This window comes from Flexivirga sp. B27, from assembly GCF_052905685.1.
This window is the reverse complement of record NZ_JBPYUM010000004.1, coordinates 60,796-76,059: the sequence shown is the minus strand read 5'-3', so window position 1 is coordinate 76,059 and position 15,264 is coordinate 60,796. Positions and strand designations below refer to the sequence as shown.

Genomic DNA, 15,264 nt, shown 5'->3' with positions numbered 1-15,264 from the left:
CTTCCTAGCGTTGCAATCAGTTGGTTCCACATCCCTGATCGGTCAGTCCGACCGAGGTGGCTCCGGGGGCAGCCGCGCAGCAGAGATGCAGTGGTGAACCGGCTCTCCCCGGCACGGCCGGGAAGTGATGACTAGGAGAATCACCATGCGCTGGACAAAATTGGCCGCTCTCACAGCCTCAGGTGCTGCCGCGCTCTCACTTGCTGCTTGCAGTAGCGGCGGATCCCCGAGCAGCAGCGGCGGGGGCGGGAGCAACACCGCAGCGGCCCAACAGACGAAAGCCGCTGTCGCTGCGACAAATCCGGACCTCAAGGGCCCGGCGCCGGCGGTCACGGGCGCCAAGAAGGGCGGCACCTTGAACATCGACGACGGCTCGAACCCGCCGACGATGGACCCGTCGGGGATCTACTACATCGACTCCAACGCCTACGCGACGCAGTATCTCTTCCGGACGCTGACGCAATACAAGATCGTCAAGGGCAAGCCGGTGCTGGTCCCCGACCTGGCCGAGGGCGTCGGCAAGCCGTCGGCGGACGGGCTGACCTGGACCTTCAAGATCAAGCCCGGCCTGAAGTACTCCAATGGCAAGCCGGTCAAGCTGGCCGATTTCGTCTATGCGATCAAGCGGTCGTTCGCGACCGAGAGCGTGGCGGCCAACGGCACCAACTACCAGATGGAGTTCCTCAAGGGCGGCAGCAGCTACAAGGGGCCGTTCCGGCAGCCGCACGCGAAGTTCCCCGGCGTGACCACCAAGGGCAGCAACACGCTGGTCTTCCACCTGTCCAAGAAGATGCCGTCGTTCAACTACTTCGCGTCGTTCCCGGAGTTCAGTCCGATCCCGCAGAGCGCGGACACCAAGGGCAAGTATCAGCTGCACCCGTTGACGACCGGCCCCTACCAGGTGGCGAACTACACCAAGGGCCAGAAGATGGTGCTGACCCGGAACAAGTACTGGGACCCCAAGACCGACCCGGTGCGCAACGCCTACCCGAACAAGATCAACATCAACTTCTCGATCCAGGACCTGCCGTCCCAGCAGCGCATCCTGGCCAACAGCGGAGTCGGCGCGAACACCATCAACATCGACGCGATCGACGCATCCCTGGTGAACAAGGTGACCGGCACGCAGAAGGACCAGTTCGCGCTCGGGCCGTCGTCGTGTGAATTCTTCGACGAGCTGGACTCGCGCAAGATCCCGCTGAACATCCGCAAGGCGATCGGCTACGCGTGGCCGTTCAACGAGATGCGCAAGGCAGCGGGTGCATCCTCGCTGAGCTATCAGCCGGCGACGACGTATGCCGCACCCAGCCTGCAGGGCTTCAAGAAGTATTCGCCGCTGCCCTATGCGACCGGGCAGGGCAACGGCGATCCTGCCAAGGCCAAGGCGATCTTGAAGAAGGCGGGCAAGCTCGGCTTCAAGCTGTCCTACTACTACGTCAGCGACAAGCCGACGAAGGTTGCCGCCAACAACGCCGAGAAGGCGGGGCTGGAGAAGGCGGGCTTCAAGGTCAAGGACATCCCGGTGTCCACCGCCGAGTACGAGAAGAAGATCTCCGACCCGTCCGCCCCGGTCAACATGGGGCAGGGGACGCCGGGTTGGTGCTACGACTGGCCGACCGGTGACTCGGTCTACCCGGTGCTGTTCAACGGTGCCGGCATACCCAACGGGCTGTCCGTGGGGCAGTTCAAGAACGCCAAGGTCAACGCCGAGATGGCCAAGATCGGGCAACTGCCCCCGGCCAAGGCGGCCCCGAAGTGGGCGGCCCTGGACAAGGAGCTGATGACGAAGTACTTCCCGTCGATCCCGGACGACTACTCGATGAACTCCGCGACCTTCGGCAAGAACATCGGGAACGTGGTGATGAATCCGTTGATCAGCATGCCCAGCCTGTCGCAGATCTGGGTGAAGTGACCCGTACGCGGCTGCGGGTCCGGCAAGACACAGCCACGCCGGATCCGCGGCCGCCGCTTCAGCCCGCGATCGCGCTCCAGCGACCGCGGCGACGGACGATCTCGATCGGGTGGTCGAAGCATTCGGTCACCCGGTCGGTGGTCAGCACCCGATCGACCGGTCCGGCGGCCACCAGCCGCCCGCCGCGCAGCAGCGCCGCGTGCGTCGTCGACGGTGGCAGCTCCTCGAAGTGATGGGTGACCATGACGCTGGTCAGCTGCGGGTGCGCTTCCGGCAGCTCGGCGATGGTGCGGATCATCTGCTCCCGTGCGGCGACGTCGAGCCCGGTCGACGGCTCGTCGAGCAGCAGCAGCGGCGGGTCGGTCATCAGCGCCCGGGCGATCAGCACGCGCCCGCGCTCGCCCTGGGACATGGTGTGCCAGCGCAGGTCGTCCTCGACGCCCATCGTCTTCAGCAACAGCGCGGCCCGATCACGCACGTGGTCCGGTGGTGTCCAGCGCGGCACCAGCTCGATCGAGCCGGTCTCACCGGTCAGCGCGATGTCGGCAGCGCGCATGTTGGAGCGCAACGGGTGCCGCGGGTTGACGAAGCCGATCGATCGGCGCAGGTCACGCAGGTCCACCCGGCCGAGTTGCGCGCCGAGGATCCGCACATTGCCGCGGCTGGGGAAGGTCACCCCGCCGCAGATGTTCAGCAGCGTGCTCTTGCCCGCTCCGTTGGGCCCGATCAGGGCCCAGTGCTCGCCGCGTCCGACGGTCAGGGTGATCTCGTCCAGCAGTCGCTTCCCGTCGCGGATGAAGGCGACGTCTTGGAGGTCGAGCGCGTTCTCGGTCATCGTGGTCAACTGTGGCACGACGCAAAATTCCGGAAGCAGGACGTGCCAGTAGGTCAGTCGGCGATGGTGACCTGTGCCAACGCCTCCTGCGGGATCGGCTGCTGCGCAGTGCCGACGGCCGCGCGGCCACTGGACTGCAACTGCGCGTCGGCCGCTTCGACGTCCTTGTGGAAGCGCTTGTGGACCCACGACTTCTTGCCGTCGGGCGACAGGTAGAGCGGTCCGCCCCACAGGCCGCTCACCGGTCCGAGCACGATGTCGCGTGGCAGTCGGGCCACCGCCTTCTTCGGCTTGCTGTTCATCCACCACGGGGCGCGGGCCACGACGATGCCACGATCCGTCACGGCGACGACGTGGTAGCGGTTCATGAAGACGACGAATGTCGTCAGGAACATCCAGTACGGGCTGGGGCCGGACTGCACCATGAAGACGTGGTGCACCTGCTCTCCGTCCTGTAGCAGGGGCTGCATCCGGCCGGCGAGCTTGTCGCGCAGAGCCATGAGTTCTCCATTTCGGTGGGGGATCGAGTGTGTGGTCGCCGAGGCGGCGCCGTTTGAGACGCGACGACTCGGTTCGCGGTTCCATCGCCAACGTAAGTGACTCACCAGTAGGTTGGTCGAGTGAGTGATCAGGAGACGAGCACGCGAGTCCACGCCTTCACCGACGATGCTCTGGGTGACCTCGATGCCACCGGGGTGGCCGAGCAGATCCGCAACGGCGCGATCAGTGCCGCCGAGGCGGTCGATGCTGCCATCGCGCGCGCTGAGAGGGTTGAGGAGTCGCTGCACGCGCTGCGGCATACCGACTTCGACCGAGCCCGACAGCGGGCGAAGACTCCGGGTGACGCCGAGTTCGCAGGTGTGCCGGCGGCATTCAAGGACAACATCAAGGTCGGCGGTATGCCGATGACAGAGGGGTCGGCCGCCATACCGCCGACCCCGCAGGCCAAGGACGGCCGGGTCGCGGCGCAATATCTGCAGACCGGGATCATTCCGATCGGCACGACGACGATGCCGGAGTTCGGCTGGACGGCGACGACCGAGACGCTGGCCGACCAGACGCACAACCCGTGGCACCTGGACTACTCCAGCGGCGGCAGCTCCGGCGGGTCCGCCGCGTGGGTCGCTTCCGGCGTGGTGCCGATCGCGCACGGCAACGACGGCGGCGGATCGATCCGGATCCCGGCCGCCGCGTGCGGGCTGGTCGGGCTGAAACCGACGCGCGGCAGGTTGCGGCTGACCGATGGCGGCGAGGCGATGCCGGTCCGGCTGGTGACCGACTCGGTGCTCGCGCGGTCGGTGCGTGACGTCGCGAATTTCTACCTCGCGGCGCAGCGGGTGCACCGCAATCGTTTGCTGGCCCCGATCGAGGGAGTGGACCGGCCGATCGACCGCCCGTTGCGGATCGGGATCATGCTCGACTCGCCGGTCGCGCCGCGCACCGACGACGCGACGCGGTCCTCGGTCGAGGCACTCGGCCGGTTGCTGGAGACGCTGGGGCACCACGTCGAGCCGTATGACGTGCCGGTCCCCGGGTTCTTCAAGGACGACTTCATCGACTACTGGAACTTCCTGGCGATGGCGGCACGGTCCGGCGGTGCACGGATGTGGGGCGCCGGATTCGACCCCGACAAGCTCGAGCCGCTGACCGTGGGACTCGCCTCGTCGGCGAAGAAGCGGCTCTGGAAGGCGCCGGTCTACATCGGGCGGCTGCTCGCGTCCTCCGCCGCGTCGCGACTGGCCTTTGCGAAGGGCCCCGACGTCGTGCTCACGCCGGTGTTGTCGCACACCACCCCCAAACTCGGTTATCTGGCCGCGGACCTGCCGGCCGACGAGCACTTCCGCCGGCTGGTCGACTACACCGGCTTCACGCCGCTGCACAACGCGACCGGTGGGCCGGCGATCTCCGTGCCGGCTGGCGCCACCGACGAGGGGCTGCCGATCGGCGCGATGCTGTCGTCGAACCACGGCACCGAGTCGCTGCTGCTGCGGCTGGCGTTGCAGATCGAGCAGGCACAGCCCTGGCGGCGGATCCAGGACTGAATCCTGTTGCCGTGAAATCGTGCTGCCTGTGATTTCTGCCGTCGCTGATGTCCGAGCTGCAACGCCTGCTGATGTTGCGGCACTGCTTGCGATGCGGTTGGGCTGTGAGAAGTGGCTGGCCGATCTCGGGGTCGAGCAACGGGGCATCGGCGAGGTGCCGCCCGCACAGGTTGCCGCGCAGGTCGATCGGGGCGAATGGTTCGTCGGCGTCGACGCATCGGATGTGACCGTCGGAGCGCTGCGCTATCTCTGCGTCGACCACGACGTGTGGCCCGGGGCCGCCGACGGTGTGCGCTATGTCCATGGACTGATGACCGAGCGTCGGGTGGCTGCGCCCGGAAGTGGTGCCTCGCTGCTCGCGTGGGCGGAGCGCCGCGCGATCGCTGAAGGCGTGAGTGTCCTGCGACTGGACTGTGTCGAGTCCAACCGGCGACTGCGGGACTTCTACGGCGCCCTCGGGTACCGAGAGGTCGGTCGGCGAGATTTCGACGGTGCATGGCTCAGCGCGACGTTGTTCGAGAAGTGTCTGGCGCTGTAGCGCGCCTCCGCCGCGTCCCCTCTCGTACGTCAGTGTGCTGAGAGAGGAGGTGCCCATTTCGTTCGGGCCGCCCATTGCTCGGCCAGTTCCATCAGGAGACGCCACGCCGGTTCTTTGATTGAGCCGTACGCGGCCAGGTCGTTCGCAGCGTGTGCGGCTGCAACCTTGAACCGTGCCCAGGTTTCGGTCTGCTGCGGATTCGCACGCAGCCGCCGGGTCCAGATCGGGGACGACGATCATCATGTCGAGGCAGTCCTTGGCGCTCATGCCCGGGATCGAGGTGGAACCGATGTGCTCAATCACGACTGCGGCCGGCACCAGCTCCCGCAAGTGGATCGCGAGTTCGTGCGCCTGGTCCGCCCAGTCCTGCTGATAGGGGTGGACCTGCACACCGTGCGGCATGAGTTCATCGGGAAATGGCACGCCCGGCAGTGTAAGGATTCAAGGCTCCCGTCGCGGCCGGCGAAATGGCTGCGGGTTGTCCACATCCCTATTCGCCGGCTGTGCACGACGCACACGGAAACGGGGGGATGTGGATAACATCTATCTCTGAAAAGTGTTGTGTTGCAGTGAAATTCGTGAAACAATCGAACACATGAGCGAGATGCAGTCAGACGTGAACGAGAACGTGAGTGACGTTCTCGACGTGGCTGCACTGCGCTCGTTCCACGATCGACTGGACGACGCGATCGGCACCGCAGACCCACTCGCCGAGCTGCGGGCGTGCGAGGAGCTCAAGAACGCCCTGTCGGCCCGGCAGGCGCGGCTGGCCGTGCAGGTGCACGAGGGTCAACGCGAGCGGGATGTTCCTCGTGGCATCAAGGCGGCCGACACCGCCCGGATGGTCGGCTCGCAGGTCGCGCTGGCTCGTCGCTGTGCGCCCCAGCTGGGCTCGCGACTGCTCGGCCTGGCGCACGCGGTGACGGAGGAGATGCCGCACACGCGCGCGGCGTTGGCCGCAGGGGTCATCACCGAGTGGGACGCCACGGCGCTGTGCCGCGAGACCGCGTGCCTGTCACGCGAGGACCGCGCTGCCGTGGACGCCGAGGTCGCCGACGAGCTCGGCACCGTCAGCCACCAGCGGCTGGTCGCCACGGCACGAGCACACGCCTATCGGCTGGACCCGGAGGCAGTCGCCGCCCGTCGCGCGCGGGCCGAGTCCGAGCGGCGGGTCACCCTGCGCCCGGCTCCCGACTGTATGACGCGACTGACCGCGCTCCTCCCGGTCAAGGACGGCGTCGCCTGCTACGGCGCGTTGGAGGCGGCCGCGAAAGCCACTGCTACTCCTGAGCATCCGCGCGGTCAGGTGATGGCCGACACGCTCGTCGAGCGCGTCACCGGCCGCAGCCCGGCCGAGGGGCCGGACGTCGAGGTCAACCTGGTGATGCCGATCGACAGTCTGATCGGCGACGTCCCGGCATACGTGCCCGACTACGGTCCGATCCCCGCAGACCTTGCCCGCGAGTGGGTGGCCGACCCCGAGCAGCAGGCCAAGGTGCGGCGCCTGTTCACCTTCCCGGGTTCCGGCGACCTGGTCGGCATGGAGTCGCGGTCCCGCACCTTCACCGGGTTACTTGCGAAGTTCATCAAACTGCGCGACCAGACCTGCCGAACACCGTTCTGCTCCGCGCCGATTCGGCACATCGACCACATCACCCGGTATGCCGACGGCGGCCCGACTTCCGAGCGCAACGCTCAGGGGCTCTGCGAGCGGTGCAACTACGTCGAAGAGCACCCCGACCACGACGTGGCGGGCGATGCCACCGGCGCGACCACTTCGACAGGCGGACTGGTCGCGACCAGCCACCCACCCGGCCCGCCGGGCATGCCACCGCCGACCCGATCGCACGTCGAACGCACCCTGATGGACATCACCTGGACGTTCCACTCTGGGGCGCGCGACCGAGGGGATGGCTAGCCCGAGCCCAGTCCCACGGGGATACCGTTCGGGAGGTGGACCTTGAAGTCGTTTCGCTGCGCCGCTATCCGGTCAAGTCGATGGGCGGCGAGCCGCTCAGCACCGTCGCACTCGATGAGCGCGGGGTGGTCGGTGACCGCTGGTATGCCGTCGAGGACGAGGAAGGACGCTTCGCCTCCGGCAAGAGCACCCGGCGGTTCCGCAGACGGGACGAGGTGTTCGCATACGCGGCCAGCACGACTCACTCCGGTGACGTGCTCGTGTCCAGAGGGCCGGCACGGTGGGAAGTCGGGGACCCCGCCCTGGACGATGAGCTCAGTCAGGCGATGGACGCCGCAGTGCGGGTCACGCCCGAGACGGCGGTGTCTCACCAGGACATGGGCGCGGTCTCACTCGTCGGCACCGCCACTTTGGAATGGTGCGCTGATCGATGGGGTGTTGTGCCGGACTCGCGCCGGTTGCGCGTGAACATCGTCTTCGCCTCGGACGAACCGTTCGTCGAAGAGCGCTGGATGGGAAGCCGAGTCTCGATCGGCGACGCCACGCTCCGCGTGGTCGAGCGCATTCCAAGGTGCAGGATGATCGACATCGACCAGGACGGAGCTCGGGTCGACGGCGAGTTGCTCCGCCCGCTGGCGCAGGAGCGAGACCTGCTCCTGGGTGCGTATGCCGACGTCATCACCACGGGTGTCGTCAGCGTGGGTGACACCGTGGTCGCGAACTAACCCTGCTGCCAACGGGTTTCGCCGCCGACAACGGTCTGCAGCACTTGCGTGTTGCGGATCCGCAGCGGCTCGTCGGCCAGGATCGCCGGGTCGGTGATGTCTGTGTCGACGGCGATGAAGTCGGCGAGCATGCCGGCGGTCAGCGTGCCGCGCCGGTCTGCGGTGCCGGTGAGCTTGGCCGGCCCGGTCGTGTAGCCGGCGATGGCCTCGGCGACAGTGATGCGCTCGTTCGGCTGGAAGCCTCCGTCGGGTGTGCCGTCACCGCGCTGACGGGTCACCGCGGCATGTATGCCGTGGAACGGATTCGCCTCCTCGACCGGAGCATCCGAGCCCAGCGCGAGATCGGCGCCGGAGTCCAGCACACTGCGCCAGCCGTAGGCGACCAGATCATGGTCGGGCAGCAGCGCGCGGACCAGGTCGATGTCGCTGGTGCAGTGTGTCGGCTGCATCGACGCGGTGATGCCCCACATGTGCAGACGCGCCACGTCATCGGGCTGCAGATATTGCGTGTGCTCGATGCTGAGCGGCAGCGTCGTGCCGGTGTCGCGGCGAAGCCGTTCGTAGACATCCAGCACCACGTGACACGCCTGGTCACCGATCGCGTGCGTCGCGACAGCGATGCCGGCATCGACGGCGGCGCGGCCGGCGGCATACATCTGCTGCTCGGTCATGACCGCCATGCCGAGGTTCGTGGCATCGTCGGCGAAACCGCGGCTCATGTGACAGGTCCGGGAGCCCAACGCTCCGTCGCTGAAGAGCTTCACCGGCCCGACGCGCAGCCAATCGTCCCCGTCGCCGGTGCGTCGCCCTTCGCCGATGGCCAGGTCGAGTGCCTCCATCGGGATGCCCTTGACGACGCGGATCGACAGCTCGCCCGCCTCGTGCATCGAGAGGTATGCCGCTCGCGCCTCCTCGCCGTTGAGGTCCGTCACGGCCGTCAGCCCGACCGACAACAGGTGCGTCTGTGCTGCCTTCAGCAACTCGCGCAGGTCACCGGAGTCCGGCCCGGCGGCAACATCACCGATCGGGTCTTGGGCGGACTCGCGCAGGATGCCGGTCGGGTTGCCCTGCGGGTCGCGCACCGCCATACCGCCGGGCGGGTCCGGCCAGGACGCGGTGATGCCAGCCCGGCGCAACGCTTCCGAATTGGCCCACATGGTGTGCCCGTCGATGCTGGACAACGCGATCGCGTGATCACCGCTGACGGTGTCGAGATCGGCAGCCGTGGGCTGCACCGGGTGCTCCCACTTGTTGCTGTCCCAGCGGCCGCCGAAGATCCACGATCCGGCGGGCAGCGCCTGCGCGTGCTCACGGACGCGCTCGAGGGCATCCGGCAATGAAGTGGCCGTGCGCAGATCGACCGCGACGAGCGAGCGCGCGATGCCTGCGGTGTGGATGTGCGCGTCGTGCATGCCGGGCAACACGAGTGCCCCGGGCAGGTCGACGACTGTCGACGGGGCGTGTTCCGCAGCGATCTGCGCACTTTCTCCGATGCCGATGATGCGGTCGTGATCGACCAGGATTCCAGTCACATAGGGCTGCTCAGGGTCGCCGGTGAAGACGCGCGGATGACGGAAGAGTGTTGACACGGCGGCCAGCTTAGGGAGGGATAGGAGTGGAATGGTGATCGGTATCCACGCCGGATGCCGTCATCCGTCGACGTTCTCCATGGAAGGAGTCGGTCAAAATGGTGTGGGTATGGATCATCATCGCGATCATCATCATCGCGCTGATCATCTGGTTCTTGGTCCGGGGGAGGGGTTCGAAGGGCGCCTCCGCCGAACGCCAGGGCCAGGTCGGGCGGCACGCGTCCGGCGACGATCGAGCGGACTCGAAGCCGGCTGACCGCGCGAGTGCAGACAGAGGCTCCGGCGGCAAGGCCGCCGCCGGTGCTGCTGCAGGTGGTGCAGCCGTCGCAGGCGGAGCCGCTGTCGCGGCGTCGCGTGGTGATGACGACTCGGACCGGGCCGGCGACAAGAGTGCGGCTGACCGGTCCGGCGCTGACAAGACCGGGACAGACAAGACCGGGGCTGACAAGACCGGGACTGACAAGACCGGGACTGACAAGGCTGCGTCCGACGAGCGTGGCGCCGAGACGAGCGCCGACGACAAGGCTGCTGCAGATTCCTCCGGCGGGCGGCACAGCGCGGGCAATGACAGGGCAGCCACGGACAAGACAGCCACGGACACGGCTGCTGCCGGCACGACCGGAGACACGCTGCCGGCCGACGGCGAAGGTGAGTTCTACGACGTGCACGACGCGGTCGACACCGCCGAGTCGCCCGATGGTTCAAGTGCTCGGCAGGCTGGCGGCGCACACGCTGCGGACGCGTCGCAGGACAACGCCGCGGCTTCGACGCGGCACGACGACAACGAGCTGCAGGACACTGACGTGCAGCGTCCGGCTGCGGGCACGATCACGCCGGAAGGTGCTGAGTCCTCAGCCGATTCGGCGGGTGACTCTGCCGGCGGACATGGTGCGGCCTACGCGGCCGCCGGTGGTGCAGCGGCTGTCGGTGGTGGTGCCGCTGCGTATGCCGCATCGCGGGATGACGACGACAAGACCGACACAGTCAGCGACGCCGACAAGGGCAGCACCGACGAGGCTGGCACCGCCGCAGTTGCCGAGCCGCAGAAGGTGTCCGACGCGCAGGACGTCAGCGGTGCCAACCTGGGCGGTGACGCCCAGACCGTGGGCGGCGCACCCGGAGTCGGCGGCCCGACCGGCGCCGACGCGGCACCCACCGCGGGCGCCTCATCCGCGGCGACCGAGGCGAGCCAGTCCAGTGCACCGGCAGCACCGACGGTCGGTGACCCCACGGCTGACACCACCGCTGGCACCGCTGGCACCGCTGGTGCCACTGCCGGAGACGGCGGCGGCGAGACAGTCGGGTATGCCGTGGGCGGCGCCGCTGCCGGTGGCGCGGCTGCTGCAGGTGCTTCGGCTGCAGGTGCTTCGGCTGCCGGCTCGTCCGGCGACGCGGGCGCAGCCTCGTCGAAGGACCCGATGACCGAGCGGTTCGGTGACGGTGCAGCATCGCCGAAGTCGGACGGCTCTGCCCCGGACGGCTACTCCATCAAGGGCAACGCCGACTCGATGCTCTTCCACACCCCGGACAGCCCGCGGTATGACGCGACGAGCGCCGCGGTCTGGTTCCGCGACGAGGGCGCCGCGACCTCCGCAGGGTTCGCCCACTGGAACAGGGACAAGCGTGGTGGGGCGGCTTCGGGTGGCGGCGCAGCGGGCGCCGGTGTTGCCGGTGCGGGTGTTGCCGGTGCTGCCGCAGCGGGTTCAGGTTCCGGCTCGACGGACGCCGCCGCACGCGCAGCGTCCACCGATGCCGGCGCCTCCGCTGCGGGCTCGCCTGCTGCTGGTGAGTCGGTTGCTGGTGAGTCGGCTGGTCAGTCGGCGGCCGGTTCGGCCGGCGCGGCGTCGAGTGACGGTGGCACGTCATACACCGTGGGCACCAGCCACACGGGTCCGGCAGTGACCGGCCTGACCGGAACTTCCGCTACGGGTCACGACGCATCCGGTGCAGCCGGGCAGCAGCCCGCAGCCGGAGCACCAGCCGACGCTGCAACACCCGACACCGCAACGTCCGGCACTGCAGCGCCGGACACTGCGGATGATGACCCGATCCGGGCGCAGTTCGGAGACGGCGCTGCCTCCCCGCGTGAGGACGGCAGTGCGCCGTCCGAGCGGCATACGATCAAGGGCAACGCCGACTCGATGATGTTCCACACGTCCGACAGCCCGCACTTCGACCGGACCGAGGCCGAGGTGTGGTTCACCGACGAGGAAGCCGCGAAGAAGGCCGGCTTCAAGCACTGGGACCACCGCAAGCGGTAATCCCCGGCTCTCCCCACACCCGACCCTGGGCGGCGCGACCTGCGCCGACCCAGGGTCGGGTGGTTATATGGCCGGGTGACGGCCCTGACGCGTGAACTCCGCACGTTGTGGCGCGGACCGCTCAACGTGCCCGCCACGAAGCTCCCGCCGCGCACGCTGATCACCGAAACCGTCCTACTGCTGTTGCTCAGCCTCGGATCGTCGGCGATCTACTCGATCCTGTCGATCATCAAGATGCTGCAGTCCACGACGGCGCTCAACCAGCAGACGTCGTCGCTGAACAACTCGCAGGCCAGCCAGTCCTGGCTCGACCTGACCTATCAACTGGTCGGTGTCGGGCTCGGAGTCGTGCCCGCGCTGCTGGCGATCCACCTGCTCGGCCGCGAGGTCCGGCGCCCGGCAAGCTTTCTCGGCATCGACCACACCCGCCCGGTCCACGACATCGCCTGGGGCCTGTGCACTTTCGTCGGGGTCGGCGTGCCCGGCCTGCTGCTGTATGTCGCGGCGCGCGACCTCGGCTTCAACACCACCGTGGTCGCTGCCGACCTCGGCAGCCACTGGTGGGCGGCGCCGGTGCTGCTGCTGTCCGCGGCGCAGAACGCCATCCTCGAAGAGGTCGTCATGGTCGGCTACCTCTACACCCGGTGGAGTCAGGCCGGCTGGAAGCTGCCGGTGGTGATCGTGGTGTCGGCCGTCGTACGCGGCAGCTATCACCTCTACCAAGGGTTCGGCGGATTCGTCGGCAACATCGCGATGGGGCTGATCCTCGGCACCGTCTATCTACGCACCAGGAGAGTGCTCCCGTTGATCATCACCCACGCGACCCTCGACGCGGTCGCCTTCGTCGGCTACGCGCTGCTGCACGACCACCTGGGGTGGCTGCAATGACGGCCACCGCACCCACGTTCGACCGGATCAAGGTCGACAAGGTCAGCTGCGTCCAGGGCGAGGTGACGATGCTGCCGCCGACCTCGCTGACCGTGAAATCCGGTGAGAACATTGCGATCCTGGGTGAGAACGGCGCCGGCAAGACGACGTTCCTGCGGGTGCTGTCGGGCAACCTGGCGCCCACGTCCGGCAGCGTCACGCTCAACGGCCAGCCGATCGACGAGCGCGACCCGGCGACCCGGCGGATCATCGCGCCGCTCATCGGTCCGGTCGCCGGCTACCGCGACCTCACCGTCGCCGACCACCTGATCCTGATCGACCAGACCTGGGGCGGTGACCGCGACGGCGCCGGCGAGCGCATCGCGGCCGTGCTCAACCGTCTGGACATCATGCGCTTCGGCAATCGCTTCCTGGCCGAGCTGTCCTCCGGTCAAAGGCAACTCGTCGAGCTGGCGATGGTGTTGCTGCGACCGTCGGCACTGCTGGTGCTGGACGAGCCGGAGCAGCGGTTGGACGAAGGCCGCCGTGCCCTGTTGGGTGAGGTGCTGCGCGAGCGCGTCGCCGACGGCGGGTCGGTCGTCTGGGTCTGCCACGACAAGGAGCTGGCCAAGTCCACCGCGACCCGCACCGTCCACTTCCCGCAGGGCGCCTGATGCCCAAGGCCACCAAGGAGGAGCGCGAACGCCTTTCGGACGCCTACGAATTGCGCTACCGCGGCGAGGGCGGCCCGATGTCGTCCGCGCTCTTCGGCGCCTACCTCGCCGCGCTCGTCGGCACTGTCTACGGCTCCGTGCTGGCGCACTACGTCTTCGAGGAATGGCCTGGTGTGCTGCGCTGGATCGAGCAGCAGCCGATCGGTGCTGTCGGAGTCGCCGTGCTCGTCATACTCATGGTGGCAGCCGTGGCGTTCAAGGTGGGCGGCGCTCGCGGACCGGTGTTGCCGGAGCCCGGGCACATCGAATTCGTTGTGGGCACAGACCTGCCCAGACGATTGACCCTGCGCGACTCGTGGCGCGGCAGCCAGCTGATGGTGATGACGTCCTGCCTGTGTCTCGGCGTCGCGATCCCGATCGGCTTCACCATGGCCGGCGGCTCGGCGGTCTCGCTGGCGGTCGGCATCGTGCTCGGCCTGCTGGGCGGCCTGCTGATCATCCAGAGCTGGCTGCGCGGGCAGGTGCGTGGCCACGCACCCCTCGGCGGTATGGCGAGCTGGCCCCTCGTGGAGGCACTGCCCGGCCCGGACATGCTGCGGCAGTCGCTGCTGTCCGAGGCGGTCACGTCCTCACTCATCGTGTCGGACACCAGACGTGCTCGCGCCCAGGCCTTCTCGCTGAAGCTGCGACACAAGCCGGCCCGGATCCGCGTGGCCGGACCACACCTGACGGTGATCCTCGCCGACGTGACGGGGCTGCTGCGCACCGGCTGGTCCTCGCTCGGCTGGGTCGTGCTCGAGTGCGTCGCCGTGGCGCTGACCGGGCTCAACGCCGTCCAGCACGCCGACTCACCGCTGCTGCTGCCGATCCTGGTGGTGCTCAGCCATATCGGCGCGGCCGGTCTCACCCGCGGCCTGCAGGGGCAGGCCGCTGCAGCTGGTGACCAGTCGCTGCTCGGACTGACCTGGACGCACGAGGCCGTGCTGCACCTGGCGCCGCTGGCGGTCGTGCAGTTCGTCCTGGTCACGGTCGTCGGGCTGGCGACGGGCAGCGGTGCGGACGCAGCGCCATACGGTGTGGCAGTGGTGTTGCTGATCGCCGGCGGACAGCTGCTCTATGCGCACAAGGGCCCGGCGCCGGGCATCTTCATGTCCGGTCCCGGCCGCGGCGGTGGCGTGCTCTGGGCCATGCACCCGGGCATCGTCGTGCTCGCCGGTGCGTTCGCGGCAACCCTCGGCGCCAGCACCGCGGTGATCGCGGGTGCGGCCGTGGCTGCGATCGGATATGCCCGCAGCTCAGCGGCTTTCGCGCCCGCCCGGGTCGACTGAGCCCGCGCGCCCTTCTGTCTGCACGGAGGACAGGTCGCGCCGGGCACGCGGCAGGACCTGCCCGTCCGGGAACTTCGCGGCGTATGGCGCGGGCGTCGCCGGAGGCACGCCGACGGCGGCCATCGTGGCGACCTGCCACCCCGGTGCGACGGTCAGCAGGTCCTCGATCGCGTCCCTGTCGAAGCTGCGGAACTGCCGCACGGACAGGCCCTGCGCCTGTGCCTGCACAGTGAGGTGGGCGACTGCCTGACCGAGGTCATACATCGCGAATTCGGAGTATTCGTAGTCGGATTCGTCGACATACCGATGACACAGGTTGACCAGCAGCAGGCTGGCACGCGGACCCCAGCGACGCGCCCCGCCGAGCAGGTTGGGGACCAGCCGCTGGTGCATATCGTCCCCGCGCCGGGCGGCGACGAACGCCCACGGCTGCGAGTTGCCGGCGGACGGCGCCCAACGGGCGGCCTCCAGGAGCGTGGCGACCGCGACCGGGTCCAGCTCATGGTCGGTGCGGAAGTCCTGCGGGCTCCACCGCTGTCGCAGCAGCGGGTGCAGTGGCTCCGGCTCGGTCACCC

13 protein-coding genes and 1 pseudogene are annotated in these 15,264 nt (G+C 68.4%); 9 read left to right on the top strand and 5 right to left on the bottom strand.

All coding sequences use genetic code 11. The features are described 5' to 3' along the window. Positions 1-145 precede the first annotated feature (145 nt). Complete coding sequence (locus tag ACSZL9_RS15670) at positions 146-1,912, top strand: ABC transporter substrate-binding protein (protein ID WP_446666450.1); 1,767 nt, start codon at positions 146-148, stop codon at positions 1,910-1,912. A 58-nt stretch (positions 1,913-1,970) separates the two neighbouring features. On the opposite strand, the gene ACSZL9_RS15665 is transcribed toward ACSZL9_RS15670, so the two are convergent. Together ACSZL9_RS15665 and ACSZL9_RS15660 are read right to left on the bottom strand one after the other, a co-directional pair. Continuing rightward, positions 1,971-2,747 (bottom strand): ABC transporter ATP-binding protein, encoded by a 777-nt coding sequence (locus ACSZL9_RS15665; protein WP_446666449.1) that lies wholly within the window; start codon positions 2,745-2,747, stop codon positions 1,971-1,973. A gap of 53 nt (positions 2,748-2,800) precedes the next feature. Beyond that, positions 2,801-3,247, bottom strand: a complete 447-nt coding sequence (locus ACSZL9_RS15660) for a hypothetical protein (RefSeq protein ID WP_446666448.1) — start codon at positions 3,245-3,247, stop codon at positions 2,801-2,803. A 120-nt stretch (positions 3,248-3,367) separates the two neighbouring features. Here ACSZL9_RS15660 and ACSZL9_RS15655 point away from each other — a divergent pair, with 120 nt between their 5' ends. Then, positions 3,368-4,789: an amidase gene (locus ACSZL9_RS15655; RefSeq protein ID WP_446666447.1), complete on the top strand. Its 1,422-nt coding sequence runs from the start codon at positions 3,368-3,370 to the stop codon at positions 4,787-4,789. Positions 4,790-4,817: 28 nt separating this feature from the next. Next, positions 4,818-5,327 carry a GNAT family N-acetyltransferase gene (locus tag ACSZL9_RS15650; RefSeq protein ID WP_446666446.1) on the top strand — a complete coding sequence of 170 codons (510 nt, stop codon included), beginning with the start codon at positions 4,818-4,820 and terminating at the stop codon, positions 5,325-5,327. 261 nt (positions 5,328-5,588) lie between these two features. Here ACSZL9_RS15650 and ACSZL9_RS15645 read toward each other — a convergent pair. Further along, positions 5,589-5,729, bottom strand: a pseudogene (locus tag ACSZL9_RS15645) (GrpB family protein); the annotation flags it as partial. Positions 5,730-5,922: 193 nt separating this feature from the next. Between ACSZL9_RS15645 and ACSZL9_RS15640 the strand changes: the two are divergent. Then, positions 5,923-7,245, top strand: a complete 1,323-nt coding sequence (locus ACSZL9_RS15640; protein WP_446666445.1) for a DUF222 domain-containing protein — start codon at positions 5,923-5,925, stop codon at positions 7,243-7,245. Between the two features lie 35 nt (positions 7,246-7,280). Further along, positions 7,281-7,970 (top strand): MOSC domain-containing protein, encoded by a 690-nt coding sequence (locus ACSZL9_RS15635; RefSeq protein WP_446666444.1) that lies wholly within the window; start codon positions 7,281-7,283, stop codon positions 7,968-7,970. Here the strand turns inward: ACSZL9_RS15635 and ACSZL9_RS15630 are convergent. Further along, entirely contained in the window at positions 7,967-9,559 is a 1,593-nt protein-coding gene (locus ACSZL9_RS15630) for an amidohydrolase (protein ID WP_446666443.1), read from the bottom strand. The two genes, ACSZL9_RS15635 and ACSZL9_RS15630, sit on opposite strands and share 4 nt — an antisense overlap. 98 nt (positions 9,560-9,657) lie before the next feature. Here ACSZL9_RS15630 and ACSZL9_RS15625 point away from each other — a divergent pair, with 98 nt between their 5' ends. The 4 genes from ACSZL9_RS15625 (at position 9,658) to ACSZL9_RS15610 (ending at position 14,689) form a co-directional block, all read left to right on the top strand. Continuing rightward, positions 9,658-11,820 (top strand): sunset domain-containing protein, encoded by a 2,163-nt coding sequence (locus ACSZL9_RS15625; RefSeq protein WP_446666442.1) that lies wholly within the window; start codon positions 9,658-9,660, stop codon positions 11,818-11,820. Positions 11,821-11,895: 75 nt separating this feature from the next. After that, positions 11,896-12,708, top strand: a complete 813-nt coding sequence (locus ACSZL9_RS15620; protein WP_446666441.1) for a CPBP family intramembrane glutamic endopeptidase — start codon at positions 11,896-11,898, stop codon at positions 12,706-12,708. Further along, complete coding sequence (locus ACSZL9_RS15615) at positions 12,705-13,361, top strand: ABC transporter ATP-binding protein (RefSeq protein ID WP_446666440.1); 657 nt, start codon at positions 12,705-12,707, stop codon at positions 13,359-13,361. Before ACSZL9_RS15620 ends, ACSZL9_RS15615 begins: the two co-directional genes overlap by 4 nt. Next, positions 13,361-14,689 carry a hypothetical protein gene (locus ACSZL9_RS15610; RefSeq protein WP_446666439.1) on the top strand — a complete coding sequence of 443 codons (1,329 nt, stop codon included), beginning with the start codon at positions 13,361-13,363 and terminating at the stop codon, positions 14,687-14,689. The genes ACSZL9_RS15615 and ACSZL9_RS15610 overlap by 1 nt, the downstream gene beginning before the upstream one ends. Here ACSZL9_RS15610 and ACSZL9_RS15605 read toward each other — a convergent pair. After that, a complete protein-coding gene (locus tag ACSZL9_RS15605) occupies positions 14,657-15,262 on the bottom strand; it encodes a nitroreductase family protein (protein WP_446666438.1) in 606 nt (201 codons plus the stop codon). The two genes, ACSZL9_RS15610 and ACSZL9_RS15605, sit on opposite strands and share 33 nt — an antisense overlap. Positions 15,263-15,264: the final 2 nt, after the last annotated feature.

Bases quoted from the DNA above. Each gene is read 5' to 3' on its own strand.
- ACSZL9_RS15670 (WP_446666450.1), top strand. From the start codon at position 146: ATGCGCTGGACAAAATTGGCCGCTCTCACAGCCTCAGGTGCTGCCGCG.
- ACSZL9_RS15665 (WP_446666449.1), bottom strand. From the start codon at position 2,747: ATGACCGAGAACGCGCTCGACCTCCAAGACGTCGCCTTCATCCGCGAC.
- ACSZL9_RS15660 (WP_446666448.1), bottom strand. From the start codon at position 3,247: ATGGCTCTGCGCGACAAGCTCGCCGGCCGGATGCAGCCCCTGCTACAG.
- ACSZL9_RS15640 (WP_446666445.1), top strand. From the start codon at position 5,923: ATGAGCGAGATGCAGTCAGACGTGAACGAGAACGTGAGTGACGTTCTC.
- ACSZL9_RS15625 (WP_446666442.1), top strand. From the start codon at position 9,658: ATGGTGTGGGTATGGATCATCATCGCGATCATCATCATCGCGCTGATC.
- ACSZL9_RS15615 (WP_446666440.1), top strand. From the start codon at position 12,705: ATGACGGCCACCGCACCCACGTTCGACCGGATCAAGGTCGACAAGGTC.
- ACSZL9_RS15610 (WP_446666439.1), top strand. From the start codon at position 13,361: ATGCCCAAGGCCACCAAGGAGGAGCGCGAACGCCTTTCGGACGCCTAC.